The following is a 23,880-nucleotide window of genomic DNA, read 5'->3' on the forward strand; positions in this document are numbered from 1 at the left end:
TTATCTCCTTGTTATAGCTGGCTTAGTTGTAATGCAAACCCTTCAAGCTGGCTGTAATACGCTTTTGCTTTGCGCGATAGCAGTGCATTTAAAACGAGTGCTGGTATAGCAACAACTAAACCTAACTCGGTAGTAATAAGTGCTTGTGCAATACCGCCCGATACAACCTCCGGATCGCCCGAGCCAAATAAGGTCATCATTTTAAAGGTTTCGATCATGCCGCTTACAGTACCTAATAAGCCTAATAGGGGAGCTACGGCTGCTGTTACCGCTATAGCGCCTATAAAGTTATCTAGCTTGTGCTTATCGTGTATTAGCTGGTTAAACAATTGATCGTCTCGTACTTGGCCTTTCTCGCTTTGTAGCGTTAGGTTAAATAATTGCTGCTGCATGCCTGAAAACTCGCTGCTATTTTTACTTTTAAAGAGCGTTTGTAACTGCATTTGCGAGTGCATTTTAATTTTGCTTAAACGCAGAAGTTGAGCCGCTTTTATTAGTGCAATGGTTAGTGCAAAACAGGCAAATAAAATAATAGGAATAGCCCATAAACCGCCTTTTTCTAAGTGTTCTAAAGGACTTTCTTGCTGAGCTTGGCTGGTTACTAAATGCGTTAAGCTCGGATCAAAGCTAAATAACGTTTCACCTACACCGTTTTGCTTTAAAGTGTTATCAAGCGGGTTGTCGTCACTGCTTGATTGTACCAATGCCACTTTTAATGCGTTTGATTCATCGTCTAAATTTAATAAACCCATTAGCTTAGGTGTTTGCGTACTAAACCAGGCAACAGGGCCTATTTGTAGTGTATTAGCTTGAGTAAGCTCGCCATTGCTAAGTACCACCGCTTGTTTTTTAAAGCGAGGGTAAAGCGCTTGCTCTTGGTCATTAATAAAAGAGGCTACTTGGCTTAATAATTCGTTTTGATTATTACTTGTTTGCTCGTTATTTAAAGCTTTATTGCTATTTTGGCGAACAAATCGGCTAAGTAAGTTTAATTGGTACTGCTGTTGCTGCTGCCAGGTGTCTAACCGTGTTTGTAACTGATTAAGGCTTAAAGTGTTTTCGTCAGCTAAACGGCGATTAACAGCGGCTTGTTCGCGTAATTTGCTAAGCGACTGCTGCTTGGTAAATATTTGCTTTGCAAGGCTCGCTTGCTCTTTAGCAATGCTCTTTTGAGTACTACTTAAGCTACGTTGTGCGGTTTTTATATCGTTTAATACGCTTTGTTTGGCTTGCTCACTTGTTGCTGCTAACGCTAAATTGCAGCTAGTAAATAAGATAATAGCGCTAAAAGCTTTAATTTTTTGAGAGAAAGTCATTACTTAGCTCCTTGCTGTGCGTTATTTTTATAACTTAGCATCGGAAGCGTTACCCAATCAGCAGCGCGTTTTTTTTGTTGCACTGCAATACCTAGCGCTACTTGCTCTGCGTTAATACTGTTATCAAATTCCCACTGCCAACCTAGGTCACTAGGAAAGCCAATACCTGCATAACTTAAATCTTCACTAACAAACCATGCTTGTGCGGCGCCTAAATATAGCTGTTTAACCCATACTTCTTGGCCGTCGGGGTGCTTAATTGCCATTTCGTGAATTGAAATACGTTGCTGAAACTCATTTAGTAAGGTCAGCATTTTTAGCGCTGTTTGTAATTTATCAGTGGTGCTTAGTTGTGGGTCGGCTAAATCGCCTGCATTTTTCCAGCTGTTTAGCAGTGGAGGTGGCAGCTGGACTTGCAACGAAAGTAACTGCTGGCTGATTTGTTTTAACTGGCTGTTTAAATTTTGTTGATCTTTTTCAAGCTCACCTTGCTGAGTAACGAGCTGTTCGCGTTTTTTACTAAGATCGCTCGAGTTTTTTTCGCGGTTTTTATTAAGGGTACTAAGCTGCTCTTGTTCAGCTTTTAATAGCGTAAGAGTTTGTTTCATACTGCTTTTTTGTTCAAGCCAATGTGTATTTAATTCACTTGTTTGGTTTTCTATTTTTAGCCATTTATCAACGAGTTGCTCTAACTCGCTAACGGTATCTGCTTTTACAGCCATAGTGCTACATAGTGCAACTACCGCACATACTGGTTTAATTAAGCTTCGCATTACTTAACAACAATCCTGAAAGTTACGACAACAAGTAAATATACTGATTTACAACAAACTCAATCATTTTCAGAGGGAAACCCGATGTTAGCGACATTAAAATTTCTTATTTATAACAACTAAATAGAGGGATTTTTCTGCTGGCGATAAGGTTTTGAGCCTCAAAATAGCTTTTTTTAATTAAGTTTATTGGCATTACTTGTTAAATTTTGAGTATGTATACAATATAGGAATTCACATAACAACACAACTGATAACAATTATCGTTTACATTATTTTGTTGCGGTGGTAGGATTTTGCCCGAAATCACACATAGCACCTTTAAGTCAGTCACTTCTTGCTTACTTAAAGGCAAAAAAATAACCACGGAGTAAACATGAGTAAGCCATCGAATAAAGGAAATGCCTACGTAAAGCCAATTGCAGCAGTAGTCACTGCCACTCTTTCAACTTGGGCAAATGCGCAAGATGTTCAAGAGCTGTCGGTAACTAAAGCTGAGACTAAAACTGAGTCTAGCTATGTTGTAGAAGAGTCTACATCGCATAAATATACTCAGCCACTTTTAGAGACTGCAAAAACTGTAACGGTAATTAACCAAGCAGTAATGAAAGACAGAAACGTAGATAGCCTTCGTGATGCTTTACGTAACGTATCGGGTATTTCTTTAGCTGCTGGTGAAGGCGGCGCACCGACTGGCGATAGCATGTCTATTCGTGGCTTTAGCGCAACAAACGACATTTTTGTAGATGGTATTCGTGATGTGGCAGGTTACACACGTGATATTTACAATATTGAAGCGGTTGAAGTGGCAAAAGGCCCTGGCTCTGCTGTGTCTGGCCGTGGTGCAACCGGTGGTAGTGTTAACCTAGAAAGCAAAAAAGCAAAGCTTGATAGCTTTAATGACGTGTCGCTTCGTTTAGGCACTGAAAACGATTACCGTGGTCGTTTTGATACTAACATTCAAGTAAACGAAACCAGTGCTTTGCGTATTAACTTACTTGCCGATAAAGGTGATGTTGCTGGACGTGATTACGTTGAAAACGAAACAAATGCAGTCGCTGTAGCGTTTGCAACGGGTTTAGGTACTAATAGCCGCTTTGATTTGAATTTAGAATACCAACGCCAAGATAACCTACCTGATTACGGTATTGCATGGGTATACAGCGACACACCAGTAGCTGAGCTTGCAGATAGCGCGCGTAGTCCTTCTCCGGTAGATTACGATAACTTTTACGGTAACATTTACCGTGATTACGAAGACATTGAAGCCTACTCAACAACTGCTCGTTACGAGTATGACTTTTCTCAAAACACAATGCTACGTGTACAAGGCCGTTTAGGTGAAGTTAAGCGTGAGTCAGTAACCACTGCACCACGTTATTTCTCAATTACTACCGATACAGACATAACTTTTGCTGATGAAAAAACACGTGATACACAAAACTCACTTGCAGCAATACAAGTTGATTTAATTGGTAATTACGAGTTTGCAGGTTTTACTCACGATGTTGTAGTAGGTGTTGAACTAGCTAACGAAACATTTACACGCCACAACTTTGTAGCAACTACGCCAGATAACCTAATTGAAGACGAAATTCGTAACGACTTATACAACCCTGATGCCACAATTGCATTTACAGGTGTGTATGGCCGTGATGGCACAAGCATTGAAGCAAAAGCTAAAAACCAAGCAATTTACGCATTTGATACAGTAACACTTAACAAGCAGTGGGAAGTAACAGGTGGCATTCGCTTTGATAGCTTCACAACCGATTACCATAACGATTACGACGACCCAAGCGCTTTAATTTCTACAAGTGACGATTTATTTAGCTGGAATGCAGCTGTAGTATATAAACCTACAGAAAACGGCAGTGTATATCTAGGCGCAGGTAATTCATTTAATCCATCAGCTGAAAGCCTAACTGTGTCTACGCGTTCAAATGCAGCTGATTTAGACGCTGAAGAAAGCCGCAGCTACGAACTAGGTACTAAGTGGAACCTAATGGATGGTCGTTTGCAAACTAATGCAGCACTTTTCCGCACTGAAAAAACCAATGCCCGGACTGATGACCCATTTGCAGATAGCTCAAGTGACGAAATACTCGGTGGTGAGCAGCGCGTACAAGGTTTAGAGCTTTCAGCAACCGGTTTAATTACGAAAGAGTGGACTGTAATTGCTTCATACACTTACCAAGACAGTGAAGTAACTAAAGCACTAGGTGACGACGCATCACAAATTGGTAACAAGCTTGCACGTACACCAGAAAACAGCGCAAGTGTTTGGACTACTTACGATATGTCGGATAAATTATCGTTTGGTTTAGGCGCGCAATATGTAGGTGAGCGTTACAATGGCACAACTGCAACGCGTTCACGCGCGCCGGGTTACACTATTTTTGATTTGATGGTTGCGTATGAGATATCAAAGGATTTGAGCCTGCAGTTTAATGGTGAAAACCTAGGTGATAAAGATTACGTTGATCAGTTAGGTGGTGGGCACTTTGTACCAGGTGATGGTCGTAAGTTTAGCTTAACAGCAAGCTACTCTTTCTAAGAGTAAAATAAGTACGGCATAAAAGGGCAGAGTTAGCTCTGCCCTTAATTATTTGATGAAAATGTGAGAGGGCGCACATGCTAGTTAAAATTCCAGAACTACTAACTAAAGACGAAGTGGCTTATTGCCGTGATAAATTACTGGCGGCGCAGTGGGCTAATGGCAGCGTTACTGCAGGGCATCAGTCAACCAAAGCAAAAAATAACTTACAATTGCCAGAAAGTAGCCCTGAAGCACAAGAACTGGGTGAAATTATAATGGGGGCATTAGCGCGTAATAATTTATTTATGTCGGCAGCGCTGCCTGCAAAAATTTTTCCGCCGTTATTTAATTGCTATCAAGGCGGCCAATCGTTTGGTGTACATGTAGATAATGCAATTAGACAAGTACCTGGCACGCCTGTAAAAATTCGTACAGATGTATCTATGACTCTGTTTTTTAACGAACCTGAAGATTACGATGGCGGCGAACTCGTTGTGGAAGATACCTACGGCTCGCACAGTGTAAAATTACCCGCAGGTAGCATGGTACTTTACCCATCGACGAGTTTGCACCGCGTGATGCCTGTAACTCGCGGGCGTAGATTAGCTTCGTTCTTTTGGCTGCAAAGCATGGTAAACAGCGATGAAAAGCGCGGATTATTATTTGATTTAGATATGTCGATTCAAAGCTTGCGCAGTAAAGTAGAAGACAGCCCAGAAATTATTCAATTAACAGGTGTGTACCATAACCTGTTAAGGCAATGGGCGCAGACATAAAAATATTTGATGTTAGATATTAGATGTAAGTAATTTAAAGCGTCGCTTTTCGCGTGAGCAAGCTCTTCACCTACCGGCAAAGTTTAACATTGTTGTTTGATGAACTCGTAGGCGCACAACTTGTTGGCGCGACGCGCAAGATGCGTAATGTATTAAAGATTAGAGCTTTGCTTTTAGCATGAAAAAGCCAGGCGCCTACAATACATTCACGAGGTATTGTAGGCGTGAAGGTGACTAGCCTTTATAACCATTTGGGTTATTTGACTGCCAGCGCCATGTATCTTCCATCATTACATCAATTCCGCGTACTGCTTCCCAACCTAGTTCATTAAGGGCTTTTTCAGGCGCGGCATAACACGCTGCAATATCACCAGGGCGACGAGGGGAAACCTGATAAGGCACAGCCTGATCGCTTGCTTTAATAAATGCATTAACCATTTGTAGTACAGAGTAACCGTTACCAGTACCTAGGTTATAAACTAATGCACCCGTGCTGTTGGCAATTTTATCAAGCGCTTTTAAGTGGCCAATAGCTAAATCTACAACGTGTATATAGTCGCGCACACCTGTGCCATCAACTGTGTCATAGTCATCGCCAAATACGGCAAGTTGCTTTAATTTACCCACAGCAACCTGTGCAATAAACGGTAAAAGATTATTTGGGATACCGTTAGGATCTTCGCCAATTAAACCTGACTCATGGGCACCAACAGGGTTAAAGTAACGCAAAATAGCAAATGCAAAGCGCTCATCTGATTTAGCGATATCTTGTAGCATCATTTCAACCATTAACTTTGACGTACCGTATGGGTTTGTTGTGCCACCCACGGGGAAATCTTCTTTAATCGGTAAGCTTGCAGGGTCGCCGTAAACAGTTGCTGAAGAGCTAAATACTAATTTAAATACGCCCGCATCACGCATTGCATCTACAAGCGTTAGCGTACCTTGTACGTTGTTTTGGTAATACTCTATAGGTTGAGCAACTGACTGGCCAACTGACTTTAAGCCCGCAAAGTGTATAACGCTATCTATTGAGTGCTTTTTAAATATTGAGTCTAAAAAAAACTTATCGAGCATGTCGCCTTGGTAAAATGTGGCTGCTTTACCAGTAATTTGTCTTACACGTGCAAGCGATTCTTTTGATGCGTTGCTTAAGTTATCAACGACAATTACGTCGCTGCCTTGCTGTAAAAGCTCTAAAACGGTATGTGAGCCAATGTAGCCTGCTCCACCTGTTACTAAAATTGCCATGAATACTCCGTGGATACCTTTTTCAATTACCTTAATTTCACCATAAATACTGATAATTTACATGCTTTATTTATAACTTTTATCGTTTATAGCGGTCATAGTGAGGGGGGAATTGAGTTTGGTTGCGTAACGTTCAATTAGTTCAATCATTAAGTTATAGTTAATAAGTGACTGCTAAACTTTAGTATATTATTGCAGGGCTTAGTCTAAATAATTAGCAACAGCCCCTTTGGAGAGTGTTATGAATTCAGTAAAAAAAATAGCTATGGTAATGTGTCTCACTTTACCTGTATTTGCTAACGCTGGAGAGTCTGTTGTTAAGTGGCAAGATTTTAAAGATTATCGTGATGTACGCGCTTCTAACCAAGGTAAATCGTCGTATCATAAACAGATAAAAACACAGTTTGAAAAGCATTTTTCTAAATTGGTGGAGCAACTTCCAAAAGATTATAAGCTAAACATAGAAATAAAGGATATTGACCTAGCTGGTGATGTACGCTTTGGCGGTGTGGATGAAATACGTGTCGTAAAACCTATTTATTTTCCGCGCTTAAAGCTTAATTACTCGCTAACCGATAAAGACGGTAGCGTAATAAGCGAAGCAAACGATGTAGAGCTTAAAGATATGGGCTTTATGGATAAAATAAAAATGGGTCGTGATGAGTCATTTTATTACGAAAAGCGCTTAATTACAGAGTGGTTTGGCGAGCAAATATTACCAAACTTAGATTAAATAATAATGCCGCTAAATAGCGGCATTTTTTCTGCGCTTTACTTAAACGTCGCTAACAGCGTTAGTAACTGCTGTAATTTAAGTACTGTTGTTTTAAGCTTTTCTTCATTAAAACCATCAGTGCTTAAGCTTTCTACATCGGCTGCTACATCAAGTACGTATGGTTTAAAGCGTTTAGCTTCAAAACTAAATCCGGCATCAGCTGGGAACAAGGCTTTAAATTTACCATGGCCTTGTTGCTGTAGCTCATCTAGTTTTTTGTCTGCATCAAGTGCTTGGCGATAAACAATTTTTAAGTTAGCGTTGAGTTGTTCAATTATTGAATCCATGGATTTCCTAAAGCTATGTACTGCATTGCCGATATAGTACTTGGATTACATTAAAATGTCAGGTTGATTAAGGCTTATAACATGAATATATCAGGTGGAAACCTACCCGCTATGTCTAGCTCTGGCCAAGGTGGTGAAGTTTATACAGCAGCTTTATCTAAAAAGCAGCAGTTAGCTGATGGCGCAGCAGCACTTGCACTTATTGAAGGTGCTGCACAATGAACAAGCGCGCAAACACCGGCTCAGTCGGTCACTGCAACGCTTGGCAATAATATAAACGTGTACGTTTAAATTAGCTTAAGGTCGATAGGTGTTTTGCTTTTTTGACCACCTATTTCTCTTACTATTTTAGGCACTAAAAATCCAGGTAGAGCTTTTAATAGCTCTGCCATTATTTTTATGGCTTGCTCTTCGTTAATATCAAAGTGGCTTGCGCCTTCAACCTTATCTAACAAATACAAATAATAGGGTAGTACGTCGGCATCAAATAACGCCTCGCTTAAATTTATTTGAGCATCAACGGTATCATTCACATCTTTTAAAATAACCGCTTGGTTTAATAATATAACGCCTGCTTGCTTAAGCTTTTGCATGGCGGCTTTAAACTCGTCGTCTATTTCGTTGGCGTGATTTATATGGTTAATAAATACAATTTTTAGCGGTGATTGTTGTAGCCTCGCGCATAGCTCATTGGTAATACGCGCAGGTATTACAACGGGTAAACGGCTATGTATTCGCATACGCTTAATCTGTGGTAACTGCTCAAGCTCATCTAAAAACCAGCTAATGGCATCGTCTTTGGCCATGAGTGGGTCGCCACCACTTAAAATCACTTCGTTTATGTTGGTATCTGATTTTATATAACTCAGTGCGTCAAGAAGACTTTTTTTATTAAGTTGGTTTTCTTGATACGGAAAGTGGCGCCTAAAACAGTAACGGCAATTTACCGCACAGCCAGTTTTAAACATCACTAAAACACGGGATTTATACTTATGTAAAAGCCCTGGTTGGGAGTTGTCTTGCTCAAGCAGTGGGTCTTTATTAAAACCGGATTTAGTCATAAATTCTTGGTGGCGCGGCATAACTTGTAGTAATAAGGGATCGTTTGCATCACCTTTGCGCATTTTTTTTATAAAAGGGACTGGCACGCGCACCGCAAATAAACTGCGAGCTTTTAGGTCGTTTTCATGGGCTTGGCTCGATAAACCGACCATTTCAAGCAAGGTTTTTGGGCAGGTAACTACATTTGCTAATTCTTTTTGCCAGTTTTTATGCAAATTTGCTTCATTTCTTTGTATCATTGGCACGTAGATTACTCGAAAAAATATAAATAGAGGAAACGATGGCGAATTATAGCACCAACGAGTTCAAGGGCGGCCTAAAAATTATGATGGACGGCGAACCTTGCAGTATTTTAGAAAATGAAATGGTAAAACCTGGTAAAGGCCAAGCGTTTAACCGTGTTCGTATCCGTAAACTTATCTCTGGTAAGGTGCTTGAAAAAACCTTTAAATCGGGTGAATCAGTTGAAGGCGCCGATGTAATGGATACCGACTTAGCGTACCTATACACAGACGGTGAGTTTTGGCATTTCATGAACAACGAAACATTTGAACAAATTGCCGCTGACGAAAAAGCACTAGGTGATGCAGTTAAATGGTTAGTTGAAAACGATGTATGTACAATTACATTATGGAACGGCAGCCCAATTGCGGTTACTCCACCTAACTTTGTTGAGCTTGAGATCACTGAAACCGATCCAGGCCTTAAAGGTGATACAGCGGGCACAGGTGGAAAACCTGCAACGCTTACAACAGGTGCAGTAGTACGTGTTCCATTATTCGTACAAATTGGCGAAGTTATTAAAGTAGACACTCGTAGCGGTGAATACGTAGGCCGTGTTAAGTAATACTTAACTCAGCTAAATAAATCCCGGCTTAAGCTGGGATTTTTTTTGGAGAAAATATGTCAGCAACACTTTGGGCCCCAAGCGCAAGCATAGAAACACTTAAACAGCGCGCGGCAATATTACGTACTATTCGTGAGTTTTTTTATACGCGTAATGTAATGGAAGTAGAAACACCTAGCTTAAGCGGTGCAAGCGTCACCGATGTGCATTTAGCGAGTTTTTATACTACTTTTGTAGGCCCTGGCCACGCTGGTGGCTTGCCGCTTTATTTGCAAACATCGCCTGAATTTGCAATGAAACGTTTACTAGCAGCAGGCTCTGGGCCAATATTTCAGCTTTGTAAGGCATTTAGAAACGAAGAAGCGGGGAGCCATCATAACCCTGAGTTTACTATGCTTGAATGGTATCGCCCTGGGTTTGATGAGTTTGCATTAATGGATGAAATGGATGAGCTAATGCAGCTCATTTTAAATGTAGAGCCTGCAGAGCGATTGACTTACCAGCAAGCGTTTGAGCAAGTGTTAGCGCTTGATCCATTAACAGCTACGCTTACGCAATTACAAGCACTTGCCAGCGAACACGGCTTTGCCGATATAGCCAAAAACGAAACAAATAAAGACACCTTATTGCAGCTGTTATTTTGTATGAAAGTAGAGCCAACTATTGGGCAAACTAACCCATGTTTTGTATATCACTTTCCAGCATCTCAAGCGGCACTTGCACAAATTTGTGAACATGATGCACGCGTAGCTGGTCGCTTTGAGCTTTATTATAAAAATATGGAATTAGCGAACGGCTTTAATGAGTTAACTAATGCTAAAGAGCAGGCAAAACGCTTTGACGAAGATAACGCATACCGTGCTGACAATGGTTTAAACCACGTGCCCATGGATAAGCGTTTAATAGCCGCACTTGAGCACGGACTGCCAAAGTGTGCAGGTGTTGCAATGGGAATAGACAGGCTAGTAATGCTTGCAACTGATAAAGATAAAATTAAAGACGTAATAGCGTTTGATGTAGAGAGAGCCTAATGCCTAGCCTGTAGGCGCACAGCTTGCTGGCGCGTTAAAGCGAAGCTTTAAAAAGTTGTCCGATTATGCCGTTTATACTCAATTTAAGTAATTAGAAGCTGCGCTTCTCACGAGAGCAAGCTCGACGTCTACAAATAAAAACACCGCGCTTTAATTAAGCGCGGTGTTTTCTAATCTTTAACTGACAACTATCAGTTTTATTTTAAAGCTCTAGCGTAAACGTTACACCCGCTACGCGAGGTTCGCCTAATTGTACGTAGGTATGTGTTTCGTAACCAACAAGTGGATCGTTACCAAATTCAAAGCCGCGGGTTGGTACTGTTTCGTCAAACACGTTACGAGCCCATGCACGTACTGCCCACATGTCGGCTTCGTAGCCAACACTTAGGTTAACTAAATTGCTGTTTGGCGCTTGTGAGTTATGGCTATCTGAGAAGTAATAATCGTCCTTACCTTCAACACCAATCATCCCGTACAGCTCATTCGTAAAGTTATAACGTGCGCTAAACGCGTATTGGTACTTAGGTGATTGCGCTTGTTCGCGGCCGTCTTGGTCCAAAGGGGGTTGATAAATGTCACTCCTAGCAACAAAGTTATCAATTTCTGTATTTAAGTAACCAGCACTGCCTGTTAAAAACAGATTATCAGTTAGTTGGTAGCTTCCTTCAATTTCAAGTCCGTAGTTGCTACCAGAACTTGCATTGTCAACATAGCTGGTAAATTGTTGATCTTCTATTAACCATCCTTTTAACTGCATGTTGTCACGGTGCATATAAAACGCCGCTAAACGCAGGGTAAATTTATCATCAAGCGATGAGCCCTTAACACCAAATTCACCACTCCATAAATATTCAGGGTCGAAACTGGTGTGCTGCTGGAGAAAATCAGCGCTTAGGCTTAAACCCTCATCTTTAGCTTTAGCGAGTGCTTCAGAGTTAATGCCGCCGGCTTTGTAGCCACGGGTAATACTTGCGTAGATCATGGTACGATCAATTACTTGGTACTCAAGTGCTACTTTACCACCAACCATTATATCGTCTGTATCTTCGATAAAGCCGTTGCTGTCGGTGTAATCGCCTTGATACTGTTCAACACGTAAACCTGTAATTAATGTGGTTTTAGGCCCAATCGATGTCGCTACTTGGCCATAAATCGCAGCATTGCTTACTTCATATCGAGAATTAAAGGTTTGGTATTCAGAAAATTTTCTACGTTGACGGTCAAGGCCTACATCACGCTCTTGGTAATACGCACCCAAGACCCAATTTTTTAATTTACCACTGAGCTGCAATTCAGTTGCTCTATCATCACGATCGCGATAGTAAGCGTCTTCATGGCTATAACCGTCTGGATTCAAACCTGCTGCACATAATTGTGGTTCGCTCGGATCGTTACAGACCCAGTCTTCATCAAAGCTGTAAAGTAACTCGGTATCAATAGCCGATACGTTTAAGCTGATATCAAAGGCATCAAAACCTGTGTAGGTATTATTAATACCTATTGCGTAGCTTTCTTGATTATCTTGCCCTGGTTCATCGGCTACACTATTGCGGCTGTTATCGAGCGTGAACGCATCGTAACCGTTGTTTATATCAATGTAGTGAAGGTTTAGTTCGGTGTTTAAATGCTCACTAAGTTGGCTATTTAATTTAAAGCGGGCTACTTGCTCATCCTGTTGTTGAGTTTCGTCATTTAAATATAGGTTATCAACGTAGCCGTCTGATTTTCTACGAAAGTAGCTTACGCGTGCGCTAGTGTCATCTGTTAAGCCTGTACTTGCTGCAAGGCCTGCTTCACGTGAGTTGTACGTGCCCATACCTACTTGTAGTTTTAAACTAGGATCGGCAGTGGCTTGAGCTGATTCCATTTGGATCATACCGGCCATGCCATCTGCGCCAAAACGTGTGCCTTGCGGGCCACGGTAAATTTCGACTTGGTCAATATCAAACAATAATGAGCTGCCACCAAGGCCTGAATAGTTTATTCCATCAATAACTAAACCAACCGATGGATTAATTGGATCTACGAATTGTGAACGAAGCCCCACACCACGTATTTGAATATAACGACCACGAGAAGCGCCTGAAGTAAAGTTTACGTTAGCTGTACTACCTAGCATTTCGTCTAAGAAATTTGCACCGCGTTGGTTTATTTCAGACTCGCTAAATAGGCTTGCACTGGCACTTAGCGTTTGAATGCTTTCACGTTGAAAGTCGCCAGTTACAACGATTTTTTCAAGGTCGCTGTCATCAGCGTAAGCTACAAGTGGTGCACTCATTAGCGGTAAAAGTGCGGCAGTAATTAAAGACAAACGTAAGTTCATTGGGTTACTTAACTCCATTTTAGGGACTCGTATGGTAGCAATTATTTCAGCACATGTGCTATAAACGCGGCAATTATACGTTAAATAATTAGGATTACTAATATGACCTTTAAAGTTGACTTTAAAGTGCGTGATTATGAATGTGACTTACAGGGTATTGTAAATAACAGTGTTTACTTTAATTATTTAGAGCACGCGCGCCACGAGTTTTTATACGCTAAAGGTGTTGATTTTGCTCAATTAGCAAAAGATAAAATTAACCTTGTAGTGATACGTAGTGAAATGGATTACAAACACTCTTTAATACCGGGTGATGAGTTTTACGTGGCTGTAGAGCCTGTACGCATTAGTCGTTTAAAATTTGCGTTTAAGCAAACAGTGGTGCGCAAGTGTGATGAAAAAGTAATGCTTAACGCGCTTGTAACTGGTACTTCGGTAAACGAAAAAGGTCGACCATTTTTACCGCCCGAAATAGATAACCTATTTAAAACCGAGATCTAAATTAAGCTGTTTAACTTTTAAACTATCATAGAACAAAAATTTACATTTAAAACATGCATTTTTAACGGATAAATAGCATAAAAATTGTTACTATGTCGCTAATTAAACAATTAGTTAGTAGTAGTATGAAATTAGCAGCAATACCGATGCTTATAATCGGTTTATGTGTTGGTTGCACATCAACAGGGACAGTTACCACTGAGCAGCTAAAGTACACACAATGGCAATTATCAAAGGTTGATGGTTTAGCTATTCCGGCGTCTTATAACGCCTCCATGAGTTTTATAGAAGCACTTCAAGTGAACGGTTTTGCTGGCTGTAATAAGTTTTTTGGCGAAGGCGAACTTGAAAAAAGTAGTTTAACAGTAAGTAAGTTAGGTATGACGCGAAAGTCGTGCGGTGAAGAGCTTGACGAGTTTGAGCAGCAGCTACTAGAGGCTTTAAAACAAGGCGCAGAGCTTAAAATGCAAGACCAACAATTGGTGATGCAAGGCGAGCAAACGTTTGTGTTTATTCCAAAATAATTTTTGAGCTTTTAAAAACTAGCCCCTTGCAGGCAATTTTTAACTGGCGTACACTCAGCGCAGATTAGACGAATTATTTGTCAAATCAACGAACAAATTTTATATATCAATACTTGTCGGAGTGCCTAAGTTTAATTTAGGCTGAGATCGCGAAAGCGGGATCCGTGAACCTGATCAGGTTAATACCTGCGTAGGGAACAAGCTGCCTAAAATGGGACGCTTGTGCGTCTTTTTTTATGCGCACAACAAAATGTCATCTTTTTAGGCCGCAAAGTAGCATTACAGCTGCTTTACGATCTTTCTCTATTCCTTATGGAATATCTGACAAGACAACCCATTAAGCAATGAGGTAAGTCATGTCAAACACTACAAATAAATCAACACGCAGAGAGACGCGCGCAGCCGCATCTGACTATATTTACAATTTAACGGGCCAGCCGTTTCCAAGCTCGCATAAAGTTTATGTAGAAGGCAGCCAGCCGGGCGTGCGTGTAGGTATGCGCGAAATAACACTAAGCGACACCTTTATCGGTGGCACCGACGAAAACCCTGTGTATGAACCTAATGACCCGCTTCGTGTTTACGATACATCGGGCCCGTATACCGATCCTAATTTTGAATTAGATGTACGCAAAGGCCTGCCTAAATTTCGTGAGCAATGGATACAAAACCGAGATGACACCGAAATACTCGATTCTGTCACCTCGCAGTTTGCGCAGCAACGTATGGCTGATGACGGACTTGATCATATTCGCTTTGATCATTTACCAAAAATTCGCCGTGGTAAAGCGGGCAAAAATGTAACGCAAATGCATTATGCTCGCCAAGGCATTATCACCCCTGAAATGGAGTACGTGGCAGTACGCGAAAACATGGGACGTGCACAAATTCGTGAAGAGTTATTAGCAGCCCAGCATAAAGGCGAGTCGTTTGGTGCGAGCATTCCTGATTTCATTACCCCTGAATTTGTACGCGACGAAATTGCACGAGGCCGCGCTATTTTACCTAACAACATTAACCATCCAGAAACTGAGCCGATGATAGTGGGGCGTAATTTTTTAGTAAAAGTTAACGCCAATATTGGTAATTCATCGGTAAGTTCATCAATCGAAGAAGAAGTAGAAAAAATGGTGTGGTCTACCCGTTGGGGCGCCGATACCGTAATGGATTTATCTACCGGGCGTTATATTCACGAAACGCGTGAGTGGGTAGTACGCAATTCACCAGTGCCCATTGGTACAGTACCGATTTATCAAGCGCTTGAAAAAGTAAACGGTGTGGCTGAGGACTTAACGTGGGAAATTTTCCGCGATACGCTTATAGAGCAAGCCGAGCAGGGCGTTGATTACTTTACTATTCATGCCGGTGTATTGCTGCGTTATGTGCCAATGACGGCAAAACGTGTTACTGGTATTGTATCGCGCGGTGGCTCAATTATGGCTAAGTGGTGTTTAGCACACCATAAAGAAAACTTTTTATACACCCACTTTGAAGATATTTGCGAAATTTTAAAACAATACGATGTGTGTTTTTCACTCGGTGATGGCCTTCGTCCAGGTTCTATTGCTGATGCCAACGATGAGGCGCAATTTAGTGAGTTACGCACCTTAGGTGAGCTGACTAAAATTGCATGGAAGCACGACGTACAAGTCTTTATTGAAGGCCCAGGACATGTGCCAATGCACATGATTAAAGCCAATATGGATGAGCAATTAAAACATTGCGACGAAGCACCATTTTACACATTAGGTCCGTTAACGACCGATATTGCACCAGGGTACGACCATATAACATCGGGTATAGGAGCTGCGCAAATAGCGTGGTACGGCTGTGCAATGCTTTGCTATGTAACACCAAAAGAGCATTTAGGCTTGCCTAATAAAGAAGATGTTAAAGAGGGCTTAATCACCTATAAAATTGCAGCGCATGCCGCCGATTTAGCAAAAGGACACCCTGGGGCGCAAGAGCGTGATAATGCATTATCGAAAGCGCGCTTTGAATTTAGATGGCATGATCAATTTAATATTGGTTTAGACCCTGAACGTGCCCGTGAATACCACGATGAAACACTTCCGCAAGAATCAGGCAAAGTTGCACACTTTTGTTCTATGTGTGGCCCTAAGTTTTGCTCAATGAAAATTAGCCAAGAAGTGCGTGATTACGCAAAAGACTTAGAAGTTAATGGTATTGATCCTAATAATGCAGGTGAAGCAATAGAGATCAAAATGATTGATGTAGAAGCACAAATGAAGGCTAAGTCTGAAGAGTTTAAGCAAACTGGCTCAGAGATTTATCATAAAGCGATATAGGTTCAGTGCAAGTTGCGCGTTAGCTAATTTAAGTAACGCGTAGCTTATTTGCTAAAAGGAGGTTTTATGTTTTACAACATTGCGGTGGTAGGCTTTGGCCTAGCTGGTCGGTTAGCTGCACTTGAACTTAGCAAATGTCATCATGTGACTGTATTTGAAGCGGATGATGAGCAAACGCAAAATAGTGCCGGTAAAGTGGCTGCGGCTATGCTGGCACCGTTAGCCGAGTCGGTGTTATGTGAGACTGATTTAGCAATTATGGGGCTTAACTCACTAAAGCGCTGGCCAGAAATAATAAGCGAACTTGAAAGTGACGTTTTTTTTCAGCAGCAAGGCACATTAATCGTTGCGCATCAGCAAGATAAAGGCGACCTTCAGAGTTTTACTCAGCGAATAAAGCCAATAGCAGGGCATAGCGCACAGGTATTAAACGCTCAACAAATAGCGCAGTTAGAGCCTGAACTCACTAATCGTTTTAACCAAGGTGTGTTTTTACCTTGCGAGGGACAAATAGATAACCAAGCCTTTTATAAAGCAAGTTTTAGCATGCTCAATAAACGTAAAGTTAAGTTTGTATTTAATCAGCGAGTCAGTATTAAAAACGGCGAGATTAATAATCGGGCATTTGATTATATTATTGATTGTAGAGGCTTAGGTGCTAAAACGGACAAACCAGTTAGAGGGGTGCGCGGTGAGGTGACTAGGTTACATGCGCCAGAGGTAAATTTAACGCGGCCGGTGCGTTTAATGCATCCACGTTATCCAATTTACATAGCGCCAAAGCCTAATAATGAATATGTAATTGGTGCTACCGAAATAGAATCTGACGATAATGGCCCTGCGACTGTGCGCTCAACGCTTGAATTACTTTCGGCTGCTTATACGGTACACAGTGGATTTGCTGAGGCACGATTACTCAATATTCAAACCGGTTTACGCCCGGCTTTTAGTGATAATCGCCCTACTGTTTTGAAAGAGGGTAATGTAATTAGTATTAATGGCTTATACCGCCACGGTTATATGCTAGCACCGGCACTCGTGGCAGACGCACTTGCAAAAATAGGATAAGTACCTAATGAATATAACAATTAATGGTGAGTTGCTAACTATTAAAGGCGCATCGCTTGTTAAAGTATTACAAAGTTTTGGTGCAAAGCCTCCATTCGCTGTTGCTATTAACGGTGAGTTTATTCCACAAAGCCTGCACGACAGCACCAATATTAACGATGGTGATAGCATAGAATTGTTATCGCCTATTCAAGGTGGGTAGCATTATGCAAAGTAACGATTACTTAACTATCTATGGTGAGCAACTAAGTAGCCGGCTATTAATAGGTTCTGCACTTTACCCATCTCCAGCGGTGATGGAAGAGTCGATTAGTGCCTCTGGCGCGCAAATAGTGACGGTGTCATTAAGGCGCCAACAAAGTGCAGCAGCTGGGGATGACTTTTGGCAATTAATTAAAAATACCGGTCTTAAAATACTCCCCAATACGGCAGGGTGCCATAGTGTGAAAGAAGCCGTTACGCTTGCTAAAATGTGCCGTGAAGTATTTGCCACTGATTGGATTAAGCTTGAACTCATTGGCGATGACTATAACTTACAGCCCGACCCTTTTGCGCTACTAAAGGCAACAGAAATATTAATTAATGATGGCTTTAAAGTATTGCCCTATTGCACTGATGATTTAGTTCTTTGCCAGCGTTTAAATGAGCTAGGTTGTGAAGTGCTTATGCCATGGGGCGCGCCTATAGGCACCGGAAAAGGGCTTTTAAATAGTTATAATTTAAAAACAATTCGCGAACGCTTACCAAACACAACACTGATTGTTGATGCGGGGCTTGGTTTACCTTCACATGCCTGCCAAGCACTCGAATTAGGGTATGATGCGGTATTATTAAATTCAGCGATCGCAGGGGCGGGTTGCCCAATTACGATGAGCCGCGCATTTAAAGCCGCAGTGGAGGCTGGGCGCTTTGCATATAATGCCAAAGCAATGCCTGAAAAAGACTTAGCAGCCCCCTCAACCCCTACAATGGGCATGCCGTTTTGGCATCAGCAGTAAGGAAATAAAGAGTATGAATAATCTAGTGTGGACAATTGCCGGCTCTGACTCTGGCGGTGGTGCAGGTATTCAGGCCGATATAAAAGCAATGCAAAGCTTTGGTGTACATGGTTGCACTGCAATTACTGCGCTTACGGCGCAAAATAGCTTAGGTGTAGAGGCTATTAACGCAGTATCTACCGATATTATTGAATCGCAATTACTGGCGCTTGAAAGTGATATGAAAGCCAAAGTAATTAAAATTGGCATGTTAGCAAATGTGCAGCAAATTCAATTAATAAGCGAGCATATAGCGCATTACAAAGCTAAATGGCCAGTCCCTCCTGTGATTGTTTACGACCCTGTTGCTATTGCCTCAAGTGGTGATGTATTAACAGAAGAAGATACCGTAAGTGCGATTAAAGAATGCTTAATGCCGCTGGTGGATGTGATTACACCTAACACGCACGAAACTCAATTACTAACCGGTGTGTATTTAATTGGCCCAAGCGCCGTTAAAGATGCCGCAAATAAGTTATTAAGTTGGGGTGCAAAAGCGGTTGTTATTAAAGGTGGGCATTGGGATTACCCAAGCGGTTATTGTATTGATTACTGTATCAACAATTTTACGAAAAAGGGTGAAGAGTATTGGCTTGGTAATAAAAAAATTCAAAGCCCTCATAGCCATGGCACAGGTTGCAGCATGGCTTCGGTTATTGCCGCGTGTTTAGCAAAAGACTACCCGCTGAAAGATGCTTTTATTTTAGCTAAAGCTTATATAAACCAAGGCTTAAAGCAGTCAGTTAGATACGGTGAAGGAATCGGCCCGGTTGCGCATACTGCTTTTCCTGTAAATTTAGACGATTTTCCACAAGTGATTGAGCCAGGTAGTTGGCTTGGTGATGAGCTTGATTTTGATGTGCCGCTTGAATTTAATATGGCTGCGGATTTTGCGCCCTGTGAGAGTAAAATACTCGGCTTATATGCTGTGGTTAGTAGCATTGACTGGTTAACTAAATGCTTAGAACAAGGCATTAAAACAGTGCAGCTGCGCGTTAAAAATAAAACTGATATTGAGCTTGATGAACTCATAAAACAGGCAGTTGAACTGGGTAAAAAGTACGGCGCTCACGTATTTATAAATGACTACTGGCAGTTAGCTATAAAGCACGGTGCTTATGGCGTGCATTTAGGCCAAGAAGATTTAGAAATTGCTAATTTAGCCGCCATTAAAGACGCGGGTTTAAGGCTTGGGCTTTCTACTCATGGCTTTTACGAAATGCTACGTGCGCACAACTATCGACCAAGTTATATGGCATTTGGCGCAATTTACCCAACCACTACCAAAGATATGACAGGGCAAATACAAGGGCTCGATAAACTTAAAAAGTTTGTGCCATTAATGCAAAGCTACCCAACGGTTGCCATTGGCGGAATAGATATAACACGCGCAAGCGAGGTCGCACAAACAGGAGTAGGCAGCGTTGCGGTAGTACGTGCAATTAGTGAAGCGGATGATTATATTGCTGCGATTAGCGCGCTACAAAGTGCTATAAATCAGCCTAATGGATAAGCTAAGCGATAAAGAAACCCTGCGTTATAGTCGCCATTTATTATTAAAAGAAGTGGGCCTAGAAGGGCAGTTAGCACTAAAAGCTGCAACCGTTGCTGTAGTCGGTGCGGGCGGTTTAGGTAGCCCTGCACTTTTGTATTTAGCGGCAGCGGGTATTGGTACGCTTATATTAATAGATGATGATGCTGTTGAGCTTTCGAACTTACAGCGCCAGGTGCTTTATAAAGTCAATCACTTAGGGCAAAGCAAAGTAACAGCTGCAGGCAAAGTATTAACAAGCCTTAATAATCAAATACACATAGTGACGCACAATAAGAAGCTTGATGATAACAACGCCGCTGAGCTTTTAAACAATGTCGATGTAATACTTGATTGCTCAGATAATTTTGCCACACGTTATAGTGTTAATCGCTATTGCATTGCCAATAAAACACCGTTAATTGCAGGAGCGGCGATTGCAAGTAGTGGGCAGTTAATGGGGTTTGATTTTAGGAAAAATAATAGCCCGTGTTATGGCTGCGTTTTTACAAAAAGTGACTCTGCGCCTGTGGTAAATTGTAGTAATGCGGGTGTAATAAGCCCTTTATTGGGTGTTATTGGTTCTATGCAGGCACAACTTACGCTTAATATATTATTAGGGCACGTTGAGGGGAGTGTGTTTATTGCCTTCGATGCGCTGAGCTTAAAGCAGCAACATTTTAAAGTAGTGAAAGATTTAAATTGTAAAGAGTGCGGAAAATAGGTTTGAAGGGGCTTGTGCCTGTTATTACATGTGTCGTTAAAAACTAAAAGCTGCGCTTTTCACGTGAGCAAGCTCTACGTCTACAAAATAAAAAACCGCGTTTAATTAAACGCGGTTTTTTTGATTTCTAATTAACGATTGATTTTAGTCGTTAATTGTTGCAAAGGCTGTATTTAAGCGAGTGACTGTTTCAGGTAGCTGATCGTCTAAAATATCTGCTTTATCGGCGCCCCAAGCGAGTACTACGGTTGAGCCTAATTTAAAGCGACCCATTTCTTCACCTTTTTTAAGGGGAATCGCATTTTCGCCTTTAGTTGGGTAGTTCCAGCTAAATACATCGCTACCTGCTGGTGGAGTAACGGTACCTGCCCAAATGGTTTCAATACTGGCAACAATGGTGGCGCCTACAAGTACCATAGCCAGTGGACCAATTTCGGTTTCAAAAATAGCGACAACCCGTTCGTTACGCGCAAATAAATTAGGCACGTTTTGCGCAGTAAGCGGATTTACCGAAAATAAATCGCCAGGTACGTAAATCATTTTGCTCAATGTGCCATCAATTGGCATATGAATGCGGTGGTAGTCTTTTGGCGCAAGATAAATAGTTGCAAACTTTCCGCCTAAAAATGGTGTGGTATCGTCTTCAGAGCCACCTAACAGTGCTTGTAAGCTATAATCGTGACCTTTTGCTTGTATTAGCTGTCCGTCAACAATATCACCTAGCTGGCTAATTGCGCCATCTACTGGGTGAGTAATAACATTGTCGCCCTGTGCCATTGGGCGTACACCATCTTTTAATGGGCGAGTAAAAAACTCGTTAAACGTTTTGTAATGCGCAGGATCTGAATATTCAGCCTCGCTCATATCAATTTTATATTGCTTAATAAAAAGCTTTATTAATGTTGTAGTGAGAGCGCCAGCTTTAGCTGCTGCTAATTTACCTACTACGCGTGAAATAAAATGTTTTGGCATTGCGTACTGCATTGCGATTTTAAATTTATCTAAATTCACAGGTTGTTCCCTAATTTATACGCGAGGCGCACGAGCCCCAGCACGGCCATCAGCCATAGTTTCTAAAATTCTGTGGTAGCTATCAAAGCGTAATTGCGAAATATCGCCATCGGCTACCGCTTGTTTAATAATACAGCCCGGATCGTTTAAATGTTTACAATCTCTAAAACGACACCCACCTATAAACTCTCTAAATTCTTTAAAGCACCAGGTTACACGTTCAACATCTAAGTGCCATAAACCAAATTCACGAATACCCGGTGAGTCAATCAAATTACCGCCGCTAGGTAAGTGATGTAAGCGCGAAACTGTCGTTGTATGCTGGCCAAGGCCACTGTTTTCAGATACTTCTTTAGTTAATATTTCAGCGTTGGGCAATACTGTATTAACGAGGGTTGATTTACCAACACCACTTTGGCCAACAAAAATATTATTTTTACCAACAAGTACGTCTTTTAATTGCTCAATGCCTTCGCCGGTAATATTACTTACAAGTAGAACTTGATAGCCAAGGCTTCGATAAATATCGAGAATCTTTTGTATTTCGCTTAGACCTGCTTCGTCGATTAAATCGATTTTATTAAGTACTAAAATGGGCTCAATGCCCATGTCTTCACAGGCTATTAAATAACGGTCAATAATACTTGGTGTAAACTCCGGCAATACTGCCGACACCATTAATATTTGATCTATATTTGCCGCAATTACTTTAACACCATCGTAAAAATCTGGGCGAGTAAGCTGTGAGCGACGCTCTTGCGTTGCTTCTATAACACCAGCCAAATCGCCTTCGCTTACTTTTGCACGGCGAAATAAAACTTCATCGCCACACACTAAATTAGATACCGTACGACGAATATTACAGCGCAATACGTCGCCATTTTGTGTTTCTACATCGGCGTGTTGACCAAAGCGACTGATCACAATTGCGCTCTCTACTTGGCCTAAATTATCGGTTTGCCACTCTTGGGCACCTTTTTTAGCCGGTTTTGAGCCTGCGCTGTTAATACGCTTTTGATGATTGGCCTTGATCTGACGCGATTGGCCTTTACTTAATTTTTTCTGTTTTGCCACTTTTGGCCTATAACCTTGTTTAAATGTCGGTTTTGATCATAATTCCAATTCGCAATAATACTTAATCATTTTGAGTGGCCAAACCTGACGTTAGCTATGTCAAAAATTTCTTATTTAGAACAACTAAATAACGAAGTTTTTGCCTTGCTATCGACAATGTTTTACTACCTCAAAATAGATTACTTAATTAACCGAATTGGTATAAAAAAAGCTTTAGCTCGACGGTTGATGCTAATATGATATATCGAAATGCGTTGGATCTAAAGAAAAGCACCGTTTAAGGTAATTATGACTATTAATAAATCAAATTTAATTTGGCTCGATCTGGAAATGACCGGACTTGAACCTGCGAGCGACAAAATACTTGAAATTGCGACTGTTGTCACTGACGCCGACTTGAATATATTAGCCGAAGGGCCAACTATTGCAATTCATCAAAGCGATGAATTACTTAATGGTATGGATGAGTGGTGTACTACACAACATGGTAACTCAGGATTAACAGCGCGCTGTAAAGCGAGTACTTTTGATGAAGCGTACGCTGTAGAGCAAACACTAGACTTCTTAAAGCAGTGGGTGCCAGCGGGGGCATCGCCAATGTGCGGTAACTCGATAGGCCAAGACAGACGCTTTATGAATAAGTACATGCGCGAGCTTGAGGACTTTTTTCATTACCGCAACTTAGATGTAAGTACCATTAAAGAATTAGCCCGTCGTTGGAAGCCTGAAGTTTTAGCTCAGGTGAATAAAAAAGGGTCACACCTTGCACTTGATGACATTAAAGATTCGATTATGGAATTAAAGGTCTATAGAGAAAAATTCTTTAATTTGTAAAAAACACTTGCAAACACCCCGTATTATTGTAGAATCCTGCCCCGCTTAAGACGATAACCCACGCGGGGTTGGTGTGTTTAAGTGGTTAAATTACCATCAGTAAATGCGGTACTAGCTCAGTTGGTAGAGCGCGACCTTGCCAAGGTCGAGGTCACGAGTTCGAGCCTCGTGTACCGCTCCAATTTCTAACCAAAAGAAATTGCAGTGTGAATAAAAATGTAATGCGGTACTAGCTCAGTTGCTAGAATGTTGAACGCGACCCGTCGCGCACCAACGTAAAATAACTA

At 41.4% G+C, this 23,880-nt stretch carries 22 protein-coding genes, 1 tRNA gene, 1 pseudogene and 1 riboswitch; of the genes and pseudogenes, 16 read left to right on the forward strand and 8 right to left on the reverse strand.

Going from position 1 to position 23,880, the window contains the following annotated elements; translation table 11 throughout:
- Positions 1-11: 11 nt before the first annotated feature.
- Entirely contained in the window at positions 12-1,316 is a 1,305-nt protein-coding gene (locus J8L71_RS01220) for a MotA/TolQ/ExbB proton channel family protein (protein ID WP_210998916.1), read from the reverse strand.
- Positions 1,316-2,089, reverse strand: coding sequence for a DUF3450 family protein (locus tag J8L71_RS01225; RefSeq protein WP_210998917.1), 774 nt, complete (start codon positions 2,087-2,089; stop codon positions 1,316-1,318). Before J8L71_RS01225 ends, J8L71_RS01220 begins: the two co-directional genes overlap by 1 nt.
- A 376-nt stretch (positions 2,090-2,465) precedes the next feature.
- Between J8L71_RS01225 and J8L71_RS01230 the strand changes: the two genes are divergently transcribed.
- Together J8L71_RS01230 and J8L71_RS01235 are read left to right on the forward strand one after the other, a co-directional pair.
- The gene (locus J8L71_RS01230; RefSeq protein ID WP_210998918.1) at positions 2,466-4,646 is read left to right on the forward strand and encodes a TonB-dependent siderophore receptor; all 2,181 of its coding nucleotides are present in this window, start codon (positions 2,466-2,468) and stop codon (positions 4,644-4,646) included.
- Between the two features lie 77 nt (positions 4,647-4,723).
- A complete protein-coding gene (locus tag J8L71_RS01235; RefSeq protein WP_210998919.1) occupies positions 4,724-5,404 on the forward strand; it encodes a Fe2+-dependent dioxygenase in 681 nt (226 codons plus the stop codon).
- A 234-nt stretch (positions 5,405-5,638) separates the two neighbouring features.
- Here the strand turns inward: J8L71_RS01235 and galE are convergent, their stop codons facing one another.
- Positions 5,639-6,655, reverse strand: a complete 1,017-nt coding sequence (gene galE, locus J8L71_RS01240; RefSeq protein ID WP_210998920.1) for a UDP-glucose 4-epimerase GalE — start codon at positions 6,653-6,655, stop codon at positions 5,639-5,641.
- Positions 6,656-6,896: 241 nt separating this feature from the next.
- Here galE and J8L71_RS01245 point away from each other — a divergent pair, with 241 nt between their 5' ends.
- Positions 6,897-7,388, forward strand: coding sequence for a DUF3016 domain-containing protein (locus tag J8L71_RS01245; protein WP_210998921.1), 492 nt, complete (start codon positions 6,897-6,899; stop codon positions 7,386-7,388).
- 38 nt (positions 7,389-7,426) lie between these two features.
- On the opposite strand, the gene J8L71_RS01250 is transcribed toward J8L71_RS01245, so the two are convergent.
- Positions 7,427-7,717, reverse strand: coding sequence for a hypothetical protein (locus tag J8L71_RS01250; protein WP_024031487.1), 291 nt, complete (start codon positions 7,715-7,717; stop codon positions 7,427-7,429).
- An 81-nt stretch (positions 7,718-7,798) separates the two neighbouring features.
- On the opposite strand from J8L71_RS01250, the pseudogene J8L71_RS01255 reads away from it, so the two are divergent.
- A pseudogene (locus tag J8L71_RS01255) lies at positions 7,799-8,008 on the forward strand (hypothetical protein).
- Here J8L71_RS01255 and epmB read toward each other — a convergent pair.
- Positions 8,005-9,018 carry an EF-P beta-lysylation protein EpmB gene (gene epmB / locus J8L71_RS01260; RefSeq protein WP_210998922.1) on the reverse strand — a complete coding sequence of 338 codons (1,014 nt, stop codon included), beginning with the start codon at positions 9,016-9,018 and terminating at the stop codon, positions 8,005-8,007. The pseudogene J8L71_RS01255 and the gene epmB overlap by 4 nt on opposite strands.
- A 41-nt stretch (positions 9,019-9,059) precedes the next feature.
- Between epmB and efp the strand changes: the two genes are divergently transcribed.
- Together efp and epmA are read left to right on the forward strand one after the other, a co-directional pair.
- Positions 9,060-9,626 (forward strand): elongation factor P, encoded by a 567-nt coding sequence (gene efp, locus J8L71_RS01265; RefSeq protein ID WP_058546947.1) that lies wholly within the window; start codon positions 9,060-9,062, stop codon positions 9,624-9,626.
- 56 nt (positions 9,627-9,682) lie between these two features.
- Positions 9,683-10,657 (forward strand): elongation factor P--(R)-beta-lysine ligase, encoded by a 975-nt coding sequence (epmA, locus tag J8L71_RS01270; protein WP_210998923.1) that lies wholly within the window; start codon positions 9,683-9,685, stop codon positions 10,655-10,657.
- 202 nt (positions 10,658-10,859) lie between these two features.
- On the opposite strand, the gene J8L71_RS01275 is transcribed toward epmA, so the two are convergent.
- Complete coding sequence (locus J8L71_RS01275) at positions 10,860-12,998, reverse strand: TonB-dependent receptor (RefSeq protein ID WP_210998924.1); 2,139 nt, start codon at positions 12,996-12,998, stop codon at positions 10,860-10,862.
- Between the two features lie 84 nt (positions 12,999-13,082).
- Between J8L71_RS01275 and J8L71_RS01280 the strand changes: the two genes are divergently transcribed.
- The 8 genes from J8L71_RS01280 to J8L71_RS01315 all read left to right on the forward strand — a co-directional run bounded on the left by J8L71_RS01280 (position 13,083) and on the right by J8L71_RS01315 (position 20,674).
- Entirely contained in the window at positions 13,083-13,481 is a 399-nt protein-coding gene (locus J8L71_RS01280) for an acyl-CoA thioesterase (protein WP_210998925.1), read from the forward strand.
- A gap of 125 nt (positions 13,482-13,606) precedes the next feature.
- Entirely contained in the window at positions 13,607-14,005 is a 399-nt protein-coding gene (locus J8L71_RS01285; RefSeq protein WP_282098359.1) for an META domain-containing protein, read from the forward strand.
- A 107-nt stretch (positions 14,006-14,112) separates the two neighbouring features.
- Positions 14,113-14,219: riboswitch (TPP riboswitch) on the forward strand.
- A 142-nt stretch (positions 14,220-14,361) separates the two neighbouring features.
- Entirely contained in the window at positions 14,362-16,314 is a 1,953-nt protein-coding gene (thiC, locus tag J8L71_RS01290) for a phosphomethylpyrimidine synthase ThiC (protein ID WP_247655156.1), read from the forward strand.
- Between the two features lie 66 nt (positions 16,315-16,380).
- A complete protein-coding gene (locus tag J8L71_RS01295) occupies positions 16,381-17,382 on the forward strand; it encodes an FAD-dependent oxidoreductase (RefSeq protein ID WP_210998926.1) in 1,002 nt (333 codons plus the stop codon).
- 7 nt (positions 17,383-17,389) lie between these two features.
- Entirely contained in the window at positions 17,390-17,584 is a 195-nt protein-coding gene (gene thiS, locus J8L71_RS01300; protein WP_210998927.1) for a sulfur carrier protein ThiS, read from the forward strand.
- A 4-nt stretch (positions 17,585-17,588) separates the two neighbouring features.
- Positions 17,589-18,380, forward strand: a complete 792-nt coding sequence (locus J8L71_RS01305; protein WP_210998928.1) for a thiazole synthase — start codon at positions 17,589-17,591, stop codon at positions 18,378-18,380.
- A gap of 13 nt (positions 18,381-18,393) precedes the next feature.
- Positions 18,394-19,932, forward strand: coding sequence for a thiamine phosphate synthase (gene thiE / locus J8L71_RS01310; protein ID WP_210998929.1), 1,539 nt, complete (start codon positions 18,394-18,396; stop codon positions 19,930-19,932).
- Complete coding sequence (locus J8L71_RS01315; protein ID WP_210998930.1) at positions 19,925-20,674, forward strand: HesA/MoeB/ThiF family protein; 750 nt, start codon at positions 19,925-19,927, stop codon at positions 20,672-20,674. The genes thiE and J8L71_RS01315 overlap by 8 nt, the downstream gene beginning before the upstream one ends.
- A gap of 144 nt (positions 20,675-20,818) precedes the next feature.
- On the opposite strand, the gene asd is transcribed toward J8L71_RS01315, so the two are convergent.
- Together asd and rsgA are read right to left on the reverse strand one after the other, a co-directional pair.
- A complete protein-coding gene (asd, locus tag J8L71_RS01320; protein ID WP_210998931.1) occupies positions 20,819-21,685 on the reverse strand; it encodes an archaetidylserine decarboxylase in 867 nt (288 codons plus the stop codon).
- 15 nt (positions 21,686-21,700) lie between these two features.
- Positions 21,701-22,759: a small ribosomal subunit biogenesis GTPase RsgA gene (gene rsgA, locus J8L71_RS01325; RefSeq protein WP_058546956.1), complete on the reverse strand. Its 1,059-nt coding sequence runs from the start codon at positions 22,757-22,759 to the stop codon at positions 21,701-21,703.
- A 288-nt stretch (positions 22,760-23,047) separates the two neighbouring features.
- Here rsgA and orn point away from each other — a divergent pair, with 288 nt between their 5' ends.
- Complete coding sequence (gene orn, locus J8L71_RS01330) at positions 23,048-23,593, forward strand: oligoribonuclease (protein WP_210998932.1); 546 nt, start codon at positions 23,048-23,050, stop codon at positions 23,591-23,593.
- A 105-nt stretch (positions 23,594-23,698) separates the two neighbouring features.
- Positions 23,699-23,774, forward strand: a tRNA-Gly gene (locus J8L71_RS01335).
- The last annotated feature ends 106 nt before the right edge of the window (positions 23,775-23,880 follow it).

Source organism: Pseudoalteromonas sp. MMG007, assembly GCF_018100985.1.
Lineage (GTDB): Bacteria > Pseudomonadota > Gammaproteobacteria > Enterobacterales > Alteromonadaceae > Pseudoalteromonas.